The 14,634-nt window shown below is 64.6% G+C and carries 19 protein-coding genes; 8 read left to right on the top strand and 11 right to left on the bottom strand.

What is annotated here, in order from left to right; all coding sequences use genetic code 11:
- Nucleotides 1-18: 18 nt before the first annotated feature.
- The 3 genes from XI03_RS14890 to XI03_RS14880 all read right to left on the bottom strand — a co-directional run bounded on the left by XI03_RS14890 (nt 19) and on the right by XI03_RS14880 (nt 2,654).
- Nucleotides 19-702: a substrate-binding domain-containing protein gene (locus XI03_RS14890; protein WP_028144942.1), complete on the bottom strand. Its 684-nt coding sequence runs from the start codon at nt 700-702 to the stop codon at nt 19-21.
- 18 nt (nt 703-720) lie between these two features.
- A complete protein-coding gene (locus XI03_RS14885; protein WP_271592550.1) occupies nt 721-1,422 on the bottom strand; it encodes a GrlR family regulatory protein in 702 nt (233 codons plus the stop codon).
- Between the two features lie 197 nt (nt 1,423-1,619).
- Entirely contained in the window at nt 1,620-2,654 is a 1,035-nt protein-coding gene (locus XI03_RS14880) for a glutamine synthetase beta-grasp domain-containing protein (protein WP_271592529.1), read from the bottom strand.
- A gap of 540 nt (nt 2,655-3,194) precedes the next feature.
- Between XI03_RS14880 and XI03_RS14875 the strand changes: the two genes are divergently transcribed.
- Nucleotides 3,195-3,398, top strand: a complete 204-nt coding sequence (locus XI03_RS14875; RefSeq protein ID WP_063194202.1) for a DUF2735 domain-containing protein — start codon at nt 3,195-3,197, stop codon at nt 3,396-3,398.
- Between the two features lie 112 nt (nt 3,399-3,510).
- On the opposite strand, the gene XI03_RS14870 is transcribed toward XI03_RS14875, so the two are convergent.
- On the bottom strand, nt 3,511-3,822 hold the full coding sequence (locus XI03_RS14870; protein ID WP_095424278.1) for an MliC family protein: 312 nt from the start codon (nt 3,820-3,822) through the stop codon (nt 3,511-3,513).
- A 72-nt stretch (nt 3,823-3,894) separates the two neighbouring features.
- On the opposite strand from XI03_RS14870, the gene XI03_RS14865 reads away from it, so the two are divergent.
- The 6 genes from XI03_RS14865 (at nt 3,895) to XI03_RS14840 (ending at nt 7,018) form a co-directional block, all read left to right on the top strand.
- Nucleotides 3,895-4,638, top strand: coding sequence for a tyrosine-protein phosphatase (locus XI03_RS14865; protein ID WP_038946570.1), 744 nt, complete (start codon nt 3,895-3,897; stop codon nt 4,636-4,638).
- A gap of 23 nt (nt 4,639-4,661) precedes the next feature.
- On the top strand, nt 4,662-5,342 hold the full coding sequence (locus XI03_RS14860; protein WP_271592549.1) for an SDR family oxidoreductase: 681 nt from the start codon (nt 4,662-4,664) through the stop codon (nt 5,340-5,342).
- A 55-nt stretch (nt 5,343-5,397) separates the two neighbouring features.
- Nucleotides 5,398-5,595, top strand: coding sequence for a hypothetical protein (locus XI03_RS14855; RefSeq protein ID WP_028144949.1), 198 nt, complete (start codon nt 5,398-5,400; stop codon nt 5,593-5,595).
- A 40-nt stretch (nt 5,596-5,635) separates the two neighbouring features.
- Nucleotides 5,636-5,845, top strand: a complete 210-nt coding sequence (locus XI03_RS14850) for a ParE family toxin-like protein (RefSeq protein WP_271592528.1) — start codon at nt 5,636-5,638, stop codon at nt 5,843-5,845.
- 85 nt (nt 5,846-5,930) lie between these two features.
- Nucleotides 5,931-6,617 carry a DUF2161 domain-containing phosphodiesterase gene (locus XI03_RS14845; protein ID WP_104463135.1) on the top strand — a complete coding sequence of 229 codons (687 nt, stop codon included), beginning with the start codon at nt 5,931-5,933 and terminating at the stop codon, nt 6,615-6,617.
- 95 nt (nt 6,618-6,712) lie between these two features.
- Nucleotides 6,713-7,018 carry a hypothetical protein gene (locus XI03_RS14840; RefSeq protein ID WP_028144951.1) on the top strand — a complete coding sequence of 102 codons (306 nt, stop codon included), beginning with the start codon at nt 6,713-6,715 and terminating at the stop codon, nt 7,016-7,018.
- Nucleotides 7,019-7,099: 81 nt separating this feature from the next.
- Here XI03_RS14840 and XI03_RS14835 read toward each other — a convergent pair whose 3' ends face one another.
- Nucleotides 7,100-7,711 (bottom strand): GNAT family N-acetyltransferase, encoded by a 612-nt coding sequence (locus tag XI03_RS14835; RefSeq protein WP_028144952.1) that lies wholly within the window; start codon nt 7,709-7,711, stop codon nt 7,100-7,102.
- 167 nt (nt 7,712-7,878) lie between these two features.
- Entirely contained in the window at nt 7,879-8,277 is a 399-nt protein-coding gene (locus tag XI03_RS14830; protein ID WP_028144953.1) for a PaaI family thioesterase, read from the bottom strand.
- 117 nt (nt 8,278-8,394) lie between these two features.
- Here XI03_RS14830 and XI03_RS14825 point away from each other — a divergent pair, with 117 nt between their 5' ends.
- A complete protein-coding gene (locus XI03_RS14825) occupies nt 8,395-9,183 on the top strand; it encodes a cobalamin-binding protein (protein ID WP_271592548.1) in 789 nt (262 codons plus the stop codon).
- A 168-nt stretch (nt 9,184-9,351) separates the two neighbouring features.
- Here XI03_RS14825 and kynU read toward each other — a convergent pair whose 3' ends face one another.
- The 5 genes from kynU to XI03_RS14800 form a co-directional block, all read right to left on the bottom strand.
- Nucleotides 9,352-10,554 (bottom strand): kynureninase, encoded by a 1,203-nt coding sequence (kynU, locus tag XI03_RS14820; RefSeq protein ID WP_028144955.1) that lies wholly within the window; start codon nt 10,552-10,554, stop codon nt 9,352-9,354.
- A gap of 19 nt (nt 10,555-10,573) precedes the next feature.
- Entirely contained in the window at nt 10,574-11,413 is an 840-nt protein-coding gene (kynA, locus tag XI03_RS14815; RefSeq protein WP_271592527.1) for a tryptophan 2,3-dioxygenase, read from the bottom strand.
- A 36-nt stretch (nt 11,414-11,449) separates the two neighbouring features.
- Nucleotides 11,450-12,259, bottom strand: coding sequence for an alpha/beta hydrolase (locus tag XI03_RS14810; protein WP_271592526.1), 810 nt, complete (start codon nt 12,257-12,259; stop codon nt 11,450-11,452).
- Nucleotides 12,260-12,508: 249 nt separating this feature from the next.
- On the bottom strand, nt 12,509-13,786 hold the full coding sequence (locus XI03_RS14805) for an ArgE/DapE family deacylase (RefSeq protein ID WP_271592525.1): 1,278 nt from the start codon (nt 13,784-13,786) through the stop codon (nt 12,509-12,511).
- A gap of 54 nt (nt 13,787-13,840) precedes the next feature.
- Nucleotides 13,841-14,566, bottom strand: a complete 726-nt coding sequence (locus XI03_RS14800; RefSeq protein WP_028144959.1) for a pyridoxamine 5'-phosphate oxidase family protein — start codon at nt 14,564-14,566, stop codon at nt 13,841-13,843.
- Between the last annotated feature and the right edge of the window lie 68 nt (nt 14,567-14,634).

Here is a 14,634-nt window from a genome sequence, read left to right as displayed (position 1 = left end):
GTCCCCGCCCCGGCAAATTCAAGGCTCGAGTCCCGATTGGCGCAGGACGGGTACGACCTCGGGCGATGCCAGATAGCGCAGCAGACGGTCCGCGGCGTCGGCGTGCTTCGCCCCTGCCATGCGGCCGGCGGAGAACACCGCCGGTGTCTGCAGCTCGTGCGGGATCGGTCCCACCACCTCGATGCCGCCGACCTGCTTCAGCTCGCTGATCTGCTGCACGGCGAGGTCGGCCTCGCCGCTGACGAGACGCTCGGCTGTAAAGCCCTGCTCGACGATGGTCGCCTTTGCGTTGATCTCGGCTGCGATCCCCATCCGCACGATCAGCTGGGCGAAGTAGACGCCGCTCGCGCCCAGCCGCGAATAGGCGATGGACCGCGCTGCGAGCAGCGTCCTGCGCAGCGCCGCTTCGCTTCCGATATCGGGATGCGCCTGCCCTGCCCGCACGGCAATGCCGACATAGGAGCGCGCCAGATCGGCGGCGCTCTCTGAGAGCACGCGGCCCTCCGCGATCATCTCGTCCAGCCCCTCGCGCGTGAGGATCACGAGATCGGCGGCCTCGCCGTCGCGCAGGCGCTTCAGCAGAGCGAGGGTCGGCGCGAAGTCGGCGTCGATGCGGACGCCGGTTGCGGCTTCGTACGCGGACGACAGGCTGCGCATCGCACCCATCAGGCCGAGCGTCGAAAGCATGCGAAGGATTTCCATGAGCGATTTCCGTCGCGATCAGGCGCGATGCATCAGCTTGAGCGCGGCGGTCAGGCGCAGGCTGCGCTTGCCGGCAAGCGCAGTCGCCTCCAGCACCGCCTGCTCCGCATCGTAGCTGCCGGAGAAGCCGATACCGACCTCGTGGCCGCCGAAGATCGGGTCGTCCTTGGCCGGCGTGTGCTCCTGGTTGAGTATCTGGCCCTTCCAGCGCCCGTTCGCGGCGGTGTAGCTGCCGAGATAGTAGAATGCCGCATCGCCGCCGAGGATGCGGCCCCGGTTGAGCAGCATCACGCCGGTGAGGCCGCCGTCCAGACCGTCGAGCATGCGCAGATGGATTGAGTAGAGGCCGTCCGTGATGCCGGCTTCGCCGACGCCACCGGCGATCGGCACCTCGTCTTCCGTGATCGGCGTCATCACCGACTGGAAGGGAATGCCGGGCAGTTCCTTCAGCTCACCCTTGAAGCGATAGAGGTCGCCATCCGCCCAGCCCTTGGCGAGCAAGGTCGCATCGTCGGTGCCTGCCATGGCGCGGTAGTTCGGATCGGGGTTATGGCGGACGGTGCTGATCACGACGTCGACGCCGCTGTCGGTCTTCTCGTAGGTGCCGATATGGGCGAAGGCCGAGTTGCCGCCCAGCATCTTGCCGTTGCCGGCATGCATCACGCTCCGGCCGACGGCGTCGCCGAGCTGAAATTTCACCTTGTAGAAGCCTTCAAACACCAGCCGTCCCCGGCCCTGCGCGCATCCTGCGGGCACTCTATCCCGCTTTGGGCCGATATGGACAGGCTTCACGCGACGCAGCCCTGCTGCGTCTCGGGAATGGCTGTCATCAAGATGCTAAAAATCCGCCGGAGCCTTTCAGCTCCGGCGGATTGAGAGCCAACCCGGGCCAGCCCCCAGCCCGGGCCGGGAGGATCTTAGGCCGCAGCCTTCTTGTCGGCCGGCACGGAGGCGATCGTCTTCAGGATCTGCGAAGCGATCTGGTATGGGTCGCCTTGCGAGTTCGGACGACGGTCTTCCAGATAGCCTTTGTAGCCATTGTTGACGAAGGAGTGCGGCACGCGGATCGAAGCGCCGCGGTCGGCAACGCCGTAGCTGAACTTGTTCCACGGCGCGGTCTCGTGCTTGCCGGTCAGACGCTTGTCATTGTCCGGGCCGTAGACGGCGATGTGGTCCATCAGGTTCTTGTCGAAGGCGGCCATCAGGGCCTCGAAATACTCCTTGCCGCCGACCGTGCGCATATACTCGGTCGAGAAGTTGGCGTGCATGCCGGAGCCGTTCCAGTCGGTGTCGCCGAGCGGCTTGCAGTGGAATTCGATGTCGATGCCGTACTTCTCGGTGAGGCGCAGCATCAGATAGCGGGCCATCCACATCTGGTCAGCAGCGGTCTTGGAGCCCTTGCCGAAGATCTGGAATTCCCACTGGCCCTTGGCGACTTCCGCGTTGATGCCTTCATGGTTGATGCCGGCAGCGAGGCAAAGGTCGAGGTGCTCTTCGACGATCTTGCGAGCGACGTCGCCGACGTTCGAGTAGCCGACGCCGGTATAGTACGGACCCTGCGGCGCCGGATAACCAGCGGTCGGGAAGCCGAGCGGACGGCCGTCCCTATAGAAGAAGTATTCCTGCTCGAAGCCGAACCAGGCGCCGGCGTCGTCGAGAATGGTGGCGCGCTTGTTGGAGGCGTGCGGGGTCTTGCCATCGGGCATCATGACTTCGCACATCACGAGCACGCCGTTGGTGCGCGCGGCGTCCGGGAAGACGGCGACCGGCTTCAGCACGCAATCGGAGCTGTGGCCTTCGGCCTGCTGGGTCGAGGAGCCATCGAAGCCCCAGAGCGGAAGCTGCTCGAGCGTCGGGAACGACGCGAATTCCTTGATCTGAGTTTTGCCGCGCAGGTTCGGAGTCGGCGTATATCCGTCGAGCCAGATGTACTCGAGCTTATACTTGGTCATTGAGCCTCTCTGTAGATGATGCGAAAGGTTGGGGGCCTGGCGGCCCCCGAACGTTTTGTACCCGGCCATCATCGGCCGGCCCTTTACAAGCATTTTACGTGCCAAAAGGCCGCAGCGCGGGAGGTTCTCCACCGCAACTGTCCCCGGCCCGGCGTCGAGGCGATGTCGACCTCGTCGTGCGTCATAGCCGCGCACCTTTGCGTGTAGCTGCACCGCAAAAATCCCGTGAAAAGCGCCCGATTCTGAAGCAGTCCGGCCCGTGCCGGGAGTTGCCGATGAAACGCGCATCAACGTCCAGCAATTTTCGCAAAGCTCCACACCCCTGCCTAGCAACCTTTGGAATGCCCCAGTCGTTGGCCACCGACACCGTGCCTTAGGGGATGCAGCAGGCCGCATGCCTACAAATTAGGCGGAAACTGATTTCGTTTTCAGCACTTTGCATTTCGGGATGCGCGGCCGATATGGGGATTCCAGTAACCACAATCGAACGAGTCGGGCGCACCATGGAGGCCAAGGCGCTTCGACCAAGGAGAAATCGCAATGATGAACAATGGTCTGAGTCACGGATCGGCAACGATCTACCAATTCCCGGTCGGGGGCCGCGCGGCTCTCGCGGGACGCCGCTACGGCGAGACCCGCCTTCCTGCCGATCACGCTTCGCTTCCGGCGAATGCCTCGATCTGCAGCGACAGCTGGTACCACCAGGACGCGGTCGACGACGCCAAGCCGAAATGGGATCGCTAATGCCTATGGTCGGTTTGAAACCGCCGCGTCTCGCAGGCGCCCGGCGGCAGCTCGAAAAGGGTCGAAACAGCGATGTTTCGGCCCTTTTTGATGCTCGCGTGAACCGCGCCGTTCAGATCACCGCGCAGGCCGTCACCGGCCGCTTCAGATGCTTGACCGTGGTGCCCCCGGTCTTTCCGATGGTCAGCGTGATACCCGCCCCCGAATAGCGTTTTCCGGCGACCGACAGCCGCTTGGCGAGCGTGACCGGCTCGCCGTCGATCTGGAGAAAGGCGCGCTTGTCGTCGTCATAAAACCCGACGACGAACTGCGTACCATCGGCACAGCGATAGGTCTGGAACATCTGCGCTTCAGTCTGTCGCGCACTGGTCATTCCAGCTGCCAGCATGGCGGTCGTCAAAAGAATGGCCTTGTGCCGGCCCATGATCGCCCCCTGTAATAGCTTTCAAGGACGCCCCCTCGTGCGCCCAATGGAACCATAACCGAAGCCGATCCCATGTCAGATTCCCCTGCCCGTCACCTCGCCCTGCAAGGCGCCAGCAATTTTCGCGATCTCGGCGGCTACCCGACCAACGACGGCCGCACCACGCGCTGGCGGCACATCTTCCGCTCCAACCATCTCGGCCAGCTCACCGCCGCCGATATCGAGATCGTCAGGGCGCTCGGGGTGCGGAGCGCTTTCGATTTCCGTGGGGTTGAGGAGCGCGCGGCCGGCGTCTGCGTCGTCAGCGAGATCACGGTGCATTCGCTGCCGATCGAACCGAGCGTCGTGGCTGCGCTGCGTACCGAACTCGCAAGCGGCACGCTGACTGCACCGGTCGCGCTGGAGCTCATGCGCGAATCCTATCGCAACTACGTTCGCCACCACACGAACAGCTTTCGCAACCTGTTCGGCCATCTCCTCGAAGATCGCGCGCCGCTGGTGATCCATTGCACTGCGGGCAAGGACCGCACCGGCTTCGCCAGCGCGCTGATCCTGCATGCGCTCGGCGTACCCGATGAAATCATTGCCGAGGACTACCTGCTCACCAACCGGCATTACAAACGCGATGCGACGGCCGCCTTCGACCTGCCGGAGGACGTACGCAATGCCATCGGCAGCGTCGAAGCCTCGTACCTTGCCGCTGCATTCGAAGCCATCGGCAGTGAATATGGCGATCTCGAAACCTATTTGCGCGACGCCCTCAAGCTCGGCACGGCGGAGCGGACCGCGCTGCAGGCGCGCTACCTGCAATCATAGACAGCCGTGCCCGGAGAACGATGATGCAAGACAAGGTCCTGATCGTGACAGGCGCACACGGCGCGCTCGGCAAGGTGGTTGCGGAGATCGCACGATCGCGCGGCGCGCGCGTGGCCGGCATCGATCACGCGTCATCGCAGATTCCCGCAACGCCCGAGAGCATCGAGATCGGCGGCGTCGACCTGTCCGAGGCGCCCCAGGCGAAGACGGCAATTGATGCGGCGGCCAAGCATTTCGGCAGGCTCGATGCGCTGATCAACATCGCCGGCGGCTTCGCCTTCGAGACCGTGGGCGATGGCGACGTCAAGACCTGGCAGCGCATGTACGCACTGAACGTCCTGACCGCGCTCAACGCCTCGCGCGCGGCGCTGCCGCATCTCGCAACGTCCAGGGCCGGCCGCATCGTCAATATCGGCGCCATGGGCGCGATCCAGGCAGGCTCCGGCATGGGGCCCTATGCGGCGTCCAAGGCGGGCGTGCATCGCCTCACCGAGTCGCTGGCCAACGAGTGGAAAGGCAAGGTCACCGTGAACGCGGTGCTGCCGTCGATCATCGACACCGCCGCCAACCGCGCCGACATGCCGAAGGCGGACTTCTCCAAATGGGTAACGCCGCGGGAACTCGCCGAGGTGATCCTGTTCCTCGCCAGCGACGCCGCGAGCGGCATCACCGGCGCGCTGATCCCGGTCGGCGGGCGGGTTTAATCGAAGAGGTTCGGCCCGTCTTTTCGTAGCAAGCAGAAATTGCTATATTTAAGTCATGACGACCGAAGATATTGAGAAAGCGGTAGAGCTGCTGACGCCAAGCGAACTGGCACGCTTTCGCGCGTGGTTCGAGCAGTTTGATGCACAGCGCTTTGATCAAGCCCTGGAGCGCGACGCTCAAGCAGGAAGGCTCGATGCGTTCGCCGAGGAAGCGCTGAACGCCTACCGCACAGGGCAGACGCGCGACTTGTGAACACGCGGCTTCGCCAAGATTTTGGAAAGCTTACGCGGCCTTGCCTGCTAATGTTAGGAAATTGGCAGACGCGAATTTCGCGCTCTTGAAAAGCGATCCCACCCACCCATCGCTGCAATTCAAGAAAGTCGGACGATTTTGGTCGGCTAGAGTCGGCCTTCGCTATAGAGCGTTGGCGGTCGAGACGAACGACGCCTACGTCTGGTTCTGGATCGGCTCCCATGCCGACTATGATCGGCTCGTAGGCTGAAACGTGGCCCTCTGGCCGTGTCCGATCCGGGCTAGACTGCCCGCAACTGATTCTCCGATCGAAACGCAAGCTTCGGACACGTTCTTTGGAAACCGCGCTTTACCTGCCCGTCAAACGCTTCCTCGAAGAGCTCGGCTTCACCGTAAAGGGCGAGATCGGCGGCTGCGATCTCGTGGGCCTCAGCGCCGGCGATCCGCCCGTGGTGGTGATCGGCGAGCTCAAGCTCGCCTTCAATCTCGAGCTGATCCTCCAGGCGGTCGACCGCGCGCCGGCCGGCGACGAGGTCTGGATTGCGGCAAAGATGTCGATCCGGGGCAAGGGGCGTGAAAGCGATGCGCGCTATCGCAATCTCTGCCGCCGCCTCGGCTTCGGCATGCTCGGCGTGACCGATCGCGGCCAGGTCGAGGTGCTGGTGAAGCCGCCGACCGCGGCGCCCCGCCGCGAGCCGAAGGTACGGTCGCGTCTCGTCGCGGAGCACCAGCGCCGCCAGGGCGATCCCGTGCTCGGCGGCAGCACCCGCGCACCGATCATGACGGCCTATCGGCAGCAGGCTCTGGCCTGCGCCTCGGCGCTCGCCGACGGGCCGCGGCCCGTGCGCGAATTGCGCGAGCGCTGCCCTGACGCCGGCAAGATCTTGCTTAACAATGTGTATGGCTGGTTCGAACGGGCCGACCGGGGAATCTACGGGCTCACCGAGGCCGGGCATGCCGCCCTGAAGCGCTGGCCGCAACAACGGATTGAGATCGATGCCGGAGTCGCATCACCGCCCTGACACCCGACCGGTGCATAGCTGAGATGCCACACTAATTTCATATTGCAATGCAACATTTGCGGCACTAGGTATCCCGGCATCAAAACGAGGCCGTTATGAGCGCAGACTGGAATACCAAATATGGCACGCGGCGCGTCCGCCATGATCCGCCCACCCTGGACGAGGCGATCTTCGCCGCCGTCGGCATCACCGACGACCATGAGCAGCAGGCCGAGATCGCCGCAGCTCTGATGGGGATGCCGCTTGATGTCGTGCAAGCCGAGGTCAAGAAGCAGGCGCGCACCAACAGCCGCATCACCGCCACGCGCGTGATCGCCGGCGAACAGGGCGCGCAGCGGTCGGTCGTGGTCGAACGCCGCGTCGTCCGCCGCTTCAGCGCCGCCACACGCACTGGCACCTAAAGGGCTTCATTCCCCTGCTCCCAATACGAAAGCGGACCGGTTTTGCCGGTCCGCTTTTTGATTCCCGACAGTTTCCTGAACTCAGGCGGCGCGATGGCCGTACATGCTGGAGATGATCTTCCAGCAGGTCGAGTTGAAGCTGAGCAATGCGCGGCCGGCCCTGAACGGCGAGGCCGCGAGATCGGCGAGTTCGGCCTCAGGCGTCTTGGCGAGGTCGATCGTGCCAGTCGATTCGCCGTGGCGGAAAGCCAGATGCGCGCCGAACTTCCTGGCGAGCGCCCGCATGGCGTGATTCTCGGCGCCCGTGGTGATGCGCAGGCTCTTATAGCCTTTCCAGCGCGCTTCAGCGATCAGGCGGCTGAACAAGACCGTGCCGACGCCCTGGCGGCGCGCGGTGGCTTCCACGCTGAAGGCGACTTCAGGCAGCGAACCATCTTCCGGCGGATGCAACTCGGCAGCACCACGGACCACGCCGTCGACGATATAGGCGACGATCACGGTGCCGTCCTCGGCGCAGCGGGCGGCGTAACGCTCGATGAATGAGTCGTCGAGAAAGCCGTTAAAGCGGTCGTGCCGGCTTCCGGCATCCAGCCGCAGCAGATGATCGCGCAGGAGCGGCAATTCTTCCTGCTGGCTCAAGGTCCGCACATAGCCCGGAACGTGGATTGTGCGGGTGGTGGCCTCAAGGGCCAAATCTTCGAGTGACAAGTTAAAACTCCTCTTGGTGTCCCTCGAGGAGGCGTTCGAATCCCTAGACCCCGTATATTGTGCATCGCAGCATCTTTTACAAGACGAGGATCTGCCCAACTTAGAGGCACGGGAGACGACCAATTCGTTAATAAAATCAACGCCCCGTAGTCTTACAGGACCAGCTGGGTCTGGGTGACAACGGCGACCAGCTTGCCGTCCTCGGTCTCCAGCCGGGTGGTCCAAACCTGGGTCCGCCGGCCCCGATGGACCGGGGTCGCGGTGGCGATGACCGTGGTTCCCTCCTTGGCCCCGCCGATGAAATTGGTCTTGCTCTCCAGCGTGGTCGTGCCCTTGGCGTCCTCCGGCAGGTTGATCACGGTCGCGGCCGCACCGACGGAATCGGCCAGCGCCATCACAGCGCCGCCATGGATGGTGTGATGAAGCGTGCAGAGATCGGGTCGGACCATCATCCGCGCCACCACGCGGTCCTTCCCGGCCTCGACGAACTCGACGCCCTTGAGCTCGGCAAACGGCATCTTCATCGCTTTAAGTTTCTCGAGCGGCGTCATCAAAAGTCCTCCCAATTGATTGTTGTCCAAACGTGAATTGCTTCGGGCGGCAAAGCAATGACGTCAGAGGTCATGGGCCGCCGTGACATCGCCCGGCACTTGCGCATATGGAACGCCATGCGCCACTTCCCGCCCCGCCGCATCGTCTGCCTGACCGAAGTGACCGTCGAAACGCTGTACCTGCTCGGCGAGCAGGATCGCATCGTCGGCGTGTCCGGCTACGCGGTTCGTCCGCCGCAGGTGCGGCGCGAGAAGCCGCGGGTGTCGGCGTTCGTGTCCGCGGACATTCCAAAGATCCTGGCGCTGGAACCGGACCTTGTTCTGGCCTTCTCCGATCTCCAGGCCGGCATCGTCGCCGATCTCGTCCGCGCAGGCATCGACGTCCACGTCTTCAACCAGCGCGACGTCGCCGGGATTTTGGCGATGATCCGCACGCTCGGTGCGCTGGTCGGCGCGGCGAAACGCGCGGAGGAACTCGCGCAAGGCCTCGAGCGGCGCCTTGCCGCGATCGCCGCGACACCCCGCCCCTCGCCGCGACCGAGAGTTTATTTCGAGGAATGGGACGATCCGTTGATCTCGGGCATCGGTTGGGTGTCGGAGTTGATCGAGATCGCGGGCGGAACGGACATCTTTCCGGAGCTGAGACATCAGCAGGCCGCGAAGGATCGCATCGTTGCGGCGGAGGCGGTTCGCGAGGCAGCGCCCGAAATCATCCTCGCCTCCTGGTGCGGCAAGAAGGTCGTCTCTGCCCGCATCCGCGCGCGCGAGGGCTGGAGTGATATCCCCGCCGTGCGCGACGATCGTATCGTCGAGATCAGGTCGCCGATCATTCTGCAACCGGGACCGGCGGCGCTGACGGACGGGCTGGATGCGATCGTGACGGCGTTGTGGGATAAGCGCCGATAGCGCGGCCGCCGACGCTCTCGTGTCCCGGACGCGCTGCAACGCCCCAGCGTTGCTCCGCAGAGCCGGGACCCATCTCGCGACGGAGCACGGTGCGGCGTGGGCCCAGGCTCTGCAGCGCATCACGCCGCAAGTGCGGCGCGCCGCGCCGCGTCCGGGCCACGGCTTCCCTCACGTCACCGCATTCACCACCTGATATTCCGGCCGCCGCCAGACCTCGCCCGCGATCACCTCCTCGATGATCTCGGCCGCCTTCAGCACCTCGGTCTCACCAATATACAGCGGCGTAATCCCGAACCTCATGATGTCAGGCGCGCGGAAATCGCCGATGACGCCGCGGGCGATCAGCGCCTGCATGGCGGCGTAACCGCCGTCGAAGGCGAAGGAGACTTGGGAGCCGCGGTGCTCATGCGCGCGCGGGGTCACCAGCTTCAGAGACCGGCAGCGGCGCGCGACTTCGGCAATCAGCAAGTCACCGAGCGCCAGCGAGCGCGCACGGACCTCTGCCATATCGACACGGTCCCAGATGTCGAGCGAGGCCTCCAGCGCCGCCATTGCCAGCACCGGGGGTGTGCCGACGCGCATGCGTTCGACGCCACCTGCGGCCGCATAGCCAAGCTCGAATGCGAATGGCTTTGCATGCCCCATCCATCCCGACAGAGCGGCGCGCGCGCTGTCGGCGTGGCGTGGCGCGACATAGAGGAAGGCCGGCGCGCCGGGGCCGGCGTTGAGATATTTGTAGGTGCACCCCGCCGCGAAATCGGCGCCGCTCCCGGCGAGATCGACCGGCAGCGCGCCGGCGGAATGCGCGAGATCCCAGACCGTGACGATGCCGAGCGCATGCGCCTTTGCCGTGAGCTTCGCCATGTCGTGGCGGCGACCGGTGCGATAGTCGATCTCGGTGACGTAGAGCACCGCGACCTCCTCCGACAACGCAGCCTCGATCTCCTCCGGCGCCACCAGACGCAATTGATGGCCACGCCCGAGCGTCGCGATCAGGCCTTCGGCCATGTAGAGGTCGGTCGGGAAATTGCCGGTGTCCGACAGCACGATCTTGCGCGACGCGTTCATGTCGAGCGCAGCGGCCAGCGCCTGGTAGACCTTGAGCGACAGCGTGTCTCCGACCATCACCGAGCCGGCTTCCGCGCCGATCAGCCGCGCGATGCGATCGCCGACATGGCGCGGCTGCGCATACCAGCCTGCACTGTTCCAGGCGCGGATCAGCTCATTGCCCCACTCGGTCGTGATGACGCGGTTGACGCGCTCGGCCACCCCCAGCGGCAGCGCGCCGAGCGAGTTGCCGTCGAGATAGATCACGCCTTCAGGCAGATGGAACAGCGCTTTGGTGTCGTCATAGACGCGATATCTGGTCATGGATATTTCTTGGGCATTTCTACAGAATGGTGCGGACGCGCCAGAGTTCGGGGAATAGCTCGACCTCCAGCATGCGCTTGAGATAGCTGACGCCACCAGTGCCGCCGGTGCCGCGCCTGAAGCCGATGACGCGCTCGACCGTCGTCACGTGGTTGAAGCGCCAGCGACGGAAGTAATCCTCGAAATCCACCAGCTTTTCGGCGAGCTCGTAGAGCATCCAATGCGTCTCCGGCGCCTCGTAGACGACGCGCCAGGCCTGCAGCACGCCTTCGTTGAAGCTGTGGGTCTCGCGGACGTCGCGCGCGAGCACCGCCGCCGGCATCTTCAGCCCGTTGCGGTCGGCGAGCCTGAGCACCTCGTCGTAGAGGCTGGGCGTCGAAAGTTCAGCTTCGAGCAGCCTCGTCGTCTCCACATCGTGCGTGTGCGGCTTGAGCATGGCGTGGTTGCGGTTGCCGAGCAGGAATTCGATCAGCCGGTATTGCCGCGACTGGAAACCGGAGGACTGTCCGAGCTGCGAGCGGAAGCGCGTGTATTCGCTCGGCGTCATCGTGCGCAGAACGTCCCAGGCGTTGTTGAGCTGCTCGAAGATCCGCGACATCCGCGCCAGCATCTTCATGGCGGGCTGCACCTCGTCCCCGGCGATGGCACGGCGTGCGGCACTGAGTTCGTGGATGGCGAGGCGCATCCACAGCTCCGTGGTCTGATGCTGGATGATGAACAGCATCTCGTCATGCGCTTCCGACAACGGATGCTGCGCGCCCAGGATCGCATCCAGCGCGAGGTAGTCGCCGTAGGACATCCGCCGGGCGAAATCGGTCTCGGCGCCTTCTCTCGTGGGATCGTAATCGTTGGACGTCATGGGCAGGCCCTTTCGATCGATCTTCCCCGGCTTTGCTCAGTCGAGGCCGATCAGGCGCGCGGTGATCGGCGATGACGGATCCTTCAGTCCGTCGATCACGGTAAAATGGTTCAGCCCGGGATCGACGACGAGGCGCGTCGGCACGTCGAAGCCGGTCCAGAGATTGGCCATCAGGTCGGACTGACGAATGAATTCCGGCCGCTCGCTGCCGCCGACCCAGGCGGTGACGGGCGAATGCCCGCGGGGCAGATGCAGCGCCGCGCTTTCGAGCGTCGCCTCCTCCATGGTCATGCCGAGCGTCTCGTTCATCTTCGTCTTCAGCAGCGGACGCAGATCATGCAGGCCGCTGATCGAAAGCGCGCCGGCGATACGGTTGTAGACGGCGGGCTCCAGCCGGCTGTCGTCGCACAGCATGCGGGTGACGAGATGGCCGCCAGCGGAGTGGCCGGCGAGCCGGATCGGCCCGGAGACGAGCGAAGCCGCCTTGGCGATCGCCGCGGCGATCTCGGCGGGGATGTTGGAGATGCGTGCGGCCGGCGTCAGCGTGTAGCTCGGCAACGCCACCGTCCAGCCATGCTGGCGCGCGCCTTCGGCCAGATCAGTCCAGGTCGATTTGTCGAAGCGCATCCAGTAGCCGCCGTGGACGAAGACGACGAGGCCCTTGCTGTCGCCGTCGGGCAGGATCAGGTCGAGGCGCTGACGCTCGCCGGCGCCATAGGCGATGTCGGCGCGAAAATCCTTCAGCCCGGCGCGGTAGGCGGCCGCCCGCTCGGCCCATTGTCCAGGCATCTTGTCCGAGCCGGGGATGTGGGCCGAGTTGGCGTAAGCATCATCCCAATCGCGCATTGTCACTCCCACGGACTCGTCCAGCAAACCGGACGCCAGTCTGCCACCGGGACGCCCAGCATCCTAGTCTTTCTTTTAAGCTTAAAGCATCTAGCAGATCGAGCGACGATCGGTTGGGCACGTTCCCCGGGCGCAGCGCAGCGTGCAACGATGCGCTGCTGAACCGGGGTCCAGCGCCTCTGCCGCAACATGGGTCCCGGCTCGGCGGCGCACCGCTTCGCGCTGCCCCGCGTCCGGGACACCAGACCTTTACGCCTTCTCCACCCCGCACCATTCCGCGATGAACAGCGCCATCGCCTTGGTCGTCTTCCTCAGCGACTCCAGCTCGACATATTCGTTGAAGCCGTGCATCTCGCCGCCGCTGGCGCCGAAGCAGAGACTCGGGATGCCGTGGTTGAGGCCGTAGAAGCGGGTGTCGGTGAGCGCGGTGAAGACGAGATCCTCCGGCACGCCGCCATAGACCTTGTTGAACGCATTGCCGAACGCGGCTTCCGGTGCCGCCGCGTCGGTCAGTTCATAGCCCTCCGACAGGAAGCCGGACCATTCAATCTCCGGCGGATTGTTGGCGAGGAAGCGGTGGTTGCGCGCGGCAGCGGCGACGCAGGCCGTGATCTCCTTCTGGTGATCGGCAATCGACCAGCCCGGCAACACCGCGATCCGGCAATCGACATCGCACCAGGCCGGCACGCTGGAGGCCCAATCACCGCCCTTGATGATGCCGGGGTTGAAGTTGATGGGATGGTTCAGCGTCTTGAAGTGCCTGTCAGCCTTGGCGCGCTCGTTCCATTCGATCTCGAGCTTTTGCAGCGCCTGGATCAAATGATAGGCGGCCATGATCGCGTTCGCGCCGGAGCCGGCAAACGCGACATGGGTCGGGTGCCCCTTCACCCGCAGGCGAAACCAGATCACGCCGACCTGCGAACGCACCATCTTGCCGCCGGTCGGCTCCGGAATGAAGCAGGCGTCCGCGCGATAGCCGCGCTGCAGCGTCGACAGCGCGCCGACGCCGGTGCTCTCCTCCTCGATCACGGATTGAAAGTGAATCCGTGCCGTCGGTTTGAAGCCCGCGGCCTTGATCGCATCCAGCGCATAGAGCGCGCCGATGGTGCCAGACTTCATGTCGCAGGCACCGCGGCCGAACATCTTGCCGTCCTTGATGACGGGCGAGAACGGCGGCGTGTCCCACAGTTCCAGGGGGCCTGCGGGCACGACGTCGCAGTGGCCCTGCAGGATCAGCGATTTGCCGCCATTCGTTTGCGGACGGTAGGTGCCCACCACCGAACGCGCCTTGGAGAAGTCATGCTCGATGGGGCCGAAGCCGCGCAGGTCCTTGAGATCGTCGACGTCGATGTGCCAGTCGTCGACCTCGTAGCCGCGCGCGCGCAGGAGGTCGCCGATCATGTCCTGGCACGGCCCCTCCGCCCCGCGGGTCGAAGGGATTGCGACAAAATCGCGTGTGGTGGCGAGCTGGGCCTCGAAGCCGGCATCGACGGCGTCAAGAATCCTCTGCTGCGTTTCGGCATTCATCAGGCAACTCCCGGCATTCCAATGGTTCCCAAGGAGCGCGCAAGCTAGCCGATTTCAGCCGTTCGGGTACTCCACAAAATAAGCATCCCGCAATGCATCTTCGAGCAGGCGGCCTTCCGAATAGCCATTCAGCGTCGCAGGCCGGCTGACGCCGTCGAGCAGGCGCGGGCACGGCTCCGGCGCGCCGAGCACGGTGCGCACCGGGATGCGCTCGGCATAGATCGGCAGCGCATAGTCCTCGTCGTCGTCGGCGACACCCTTGGCACGGACCTTGGCCGAGGCCTCCTCGATCTCCATCGCAATGAAGGAGGTCGCCTTGATCTCCTGCGTGTTGCTGGCCCGCAGGCTCGCCGTGCGGTCCGGAAAGAAGCGGTCGACCATCGCGATCACCGCGCGCTCCTTCTCCTCGGGGTCGGTGACGAGATAGGCGGTGCCGAACGCCATCACCGCACGGTAGTCGGCGGAGTGATTGAAGCCGCAGCGCGCGAGCACGAGGCTGTCGAGATGGGCGACTGTGAGACACACGCGCTCGCCCTTGGTCTGGCTGCGCAGCATCCGGCTTGCGCTCGAGCCATGCCAGTACAGCTTGGTGCCCTCGCGCCAGAAGAAGGTCGGCGTGCAATAGGGCTGGCCGTCGATCACGTAGGAGACGTGGCAGAGCATCGAGGAATCCAGGATGCGATGAACCGTGGCGTGGTCGTAGAAGCCGCGGTCGTGCCGGCGCTTCACCTGGTTGCGCACTGAGGTCGGATAGGAATTCGAGGTCTCGGTCTGGCTCACGGCCGCTCCTGCTCGGATTGGAAGAAATCTGGAAGCAGTTGTAGCGGCGCATTTGGTCTGCGATAGTT

This window comes from Bradyrhizobium sp. CCBAU 65884, from assembly GCF_028128835.1.
Taxonomy (GTDB): Bacteria; Pseudomonadota; Alphaproteobacteria; order Rhizobiales; family Xanthobacteraceae; genus Bradyrhizobium; species Bradyrhizobium ottawaense.
This window is presented reverse-complemented; position numbering and strand designations above follow the sequence as displayed.

What these genes read in the sequence shown, in the direction of transcription:
- XI03_RS14890 (WP_028144942.1), bottom strand. Translation starts at nt 702, where the DNA reads ATGGAAATCCTTCGCATGCTTTCGACGCTCGGCCTGATGGGTGCGATG.
- XI03_RS14880 (WP_271592529.1), bottom strand. Translation starts at nt 2,654, where the DNA reads ATGACCAAGTATAAGCTCGAGTACATCTGGCTCGACGGATATACGCCG.
- XI03_RS14875 (WP_063194202.1), top strand. Translation starts at nt 3,195, where the DNA reads ATGATGAACAATGGTCTGAGTCACGGATCGGCAACGATCTACCAATTC.
- XI03_RS14870 (WP_095424278.1), bottom strand. Translation starts at nt 3,822, where the DNA reads ATGGGCCGGCACAAGGCCATTCTTTTGACGACCGCCATGCTGGCAGCT.
- XI03_RS14865 (WP_038946570.1), top strand. Translation starts at nt 3,895, where the DNA reads ATGTCAGATTCCCCTGCCCGTCACCTCGCCCTGCAAGGCGCCAGCAAT.
- XI03_RS14860 (WP_271592549.1), top strand. Translation starts at nt 4,662, where the DNA reads ATGCAAGACAAGGTCCTGATCGTGACAGGCGCACACGGCGCGCTCGGC.
- XI03_RS14855 (WP_028144949.1), top strand. Translation starts at nt 5,398, where the DNA reads ATGACGACCGAAGATATTGAGAAAGCGGTAGAGCTGCTGACGCCAAGC.
- XI03_RS14840 (WP_028144951.1), top strand. Translation starts at nt 6,713, where the DNA reads ATGAGCGCAGACTGGAATACCAAATATGGCACGCGGCGCGTCCGCCAT.
- XI03_RS14830 (WP_028144953.1), bottom strand. Translation starts at nt 8,277, where the DNA reads ATGACGCCGCTCGAGAAACTTAAAGCGATGAAGATGCCGTTTGCCGAG.
- XI03_RS14825 (WP_271592548.1), top strand. Translation starts at nt 8,395, where the DNA reads ATGCGCCACTTCCCGCCCCGCCGCATCGTCTGCCTGACCGAAGTGACC.
- kynU (WP_028144955.1), bottom strand. Translation starts at nt 10,554, where the DNA reads ATGACCAGATATCGCGTCTATGACGACACCAAAGCGCTGTTCCATCTG.
- kynA (WP_271592527.1), bottom strand. Translation starts at nt 11,413, where the DNA reads ATGACGTCCAACGATTACGATCCCACGAGAGAAGGCGCCGAGACCGAT.
- XI03_RS14810 (WP_271592526.1), bottom strand. Translation starts at nt 12,259, where the DNA reads ATGCGCGATTGGGATGATGCTTACGCCAACTCGGCCCACATCCCCGGC.
- XI03_RS14805 (WP_271592525.1), bottom strand. Translation starts at nt 13,786, where the DNA reads ATGAATGCCGAAACGCAGCAGAGGATTCTTGACGCCGTCGATGCCGGC.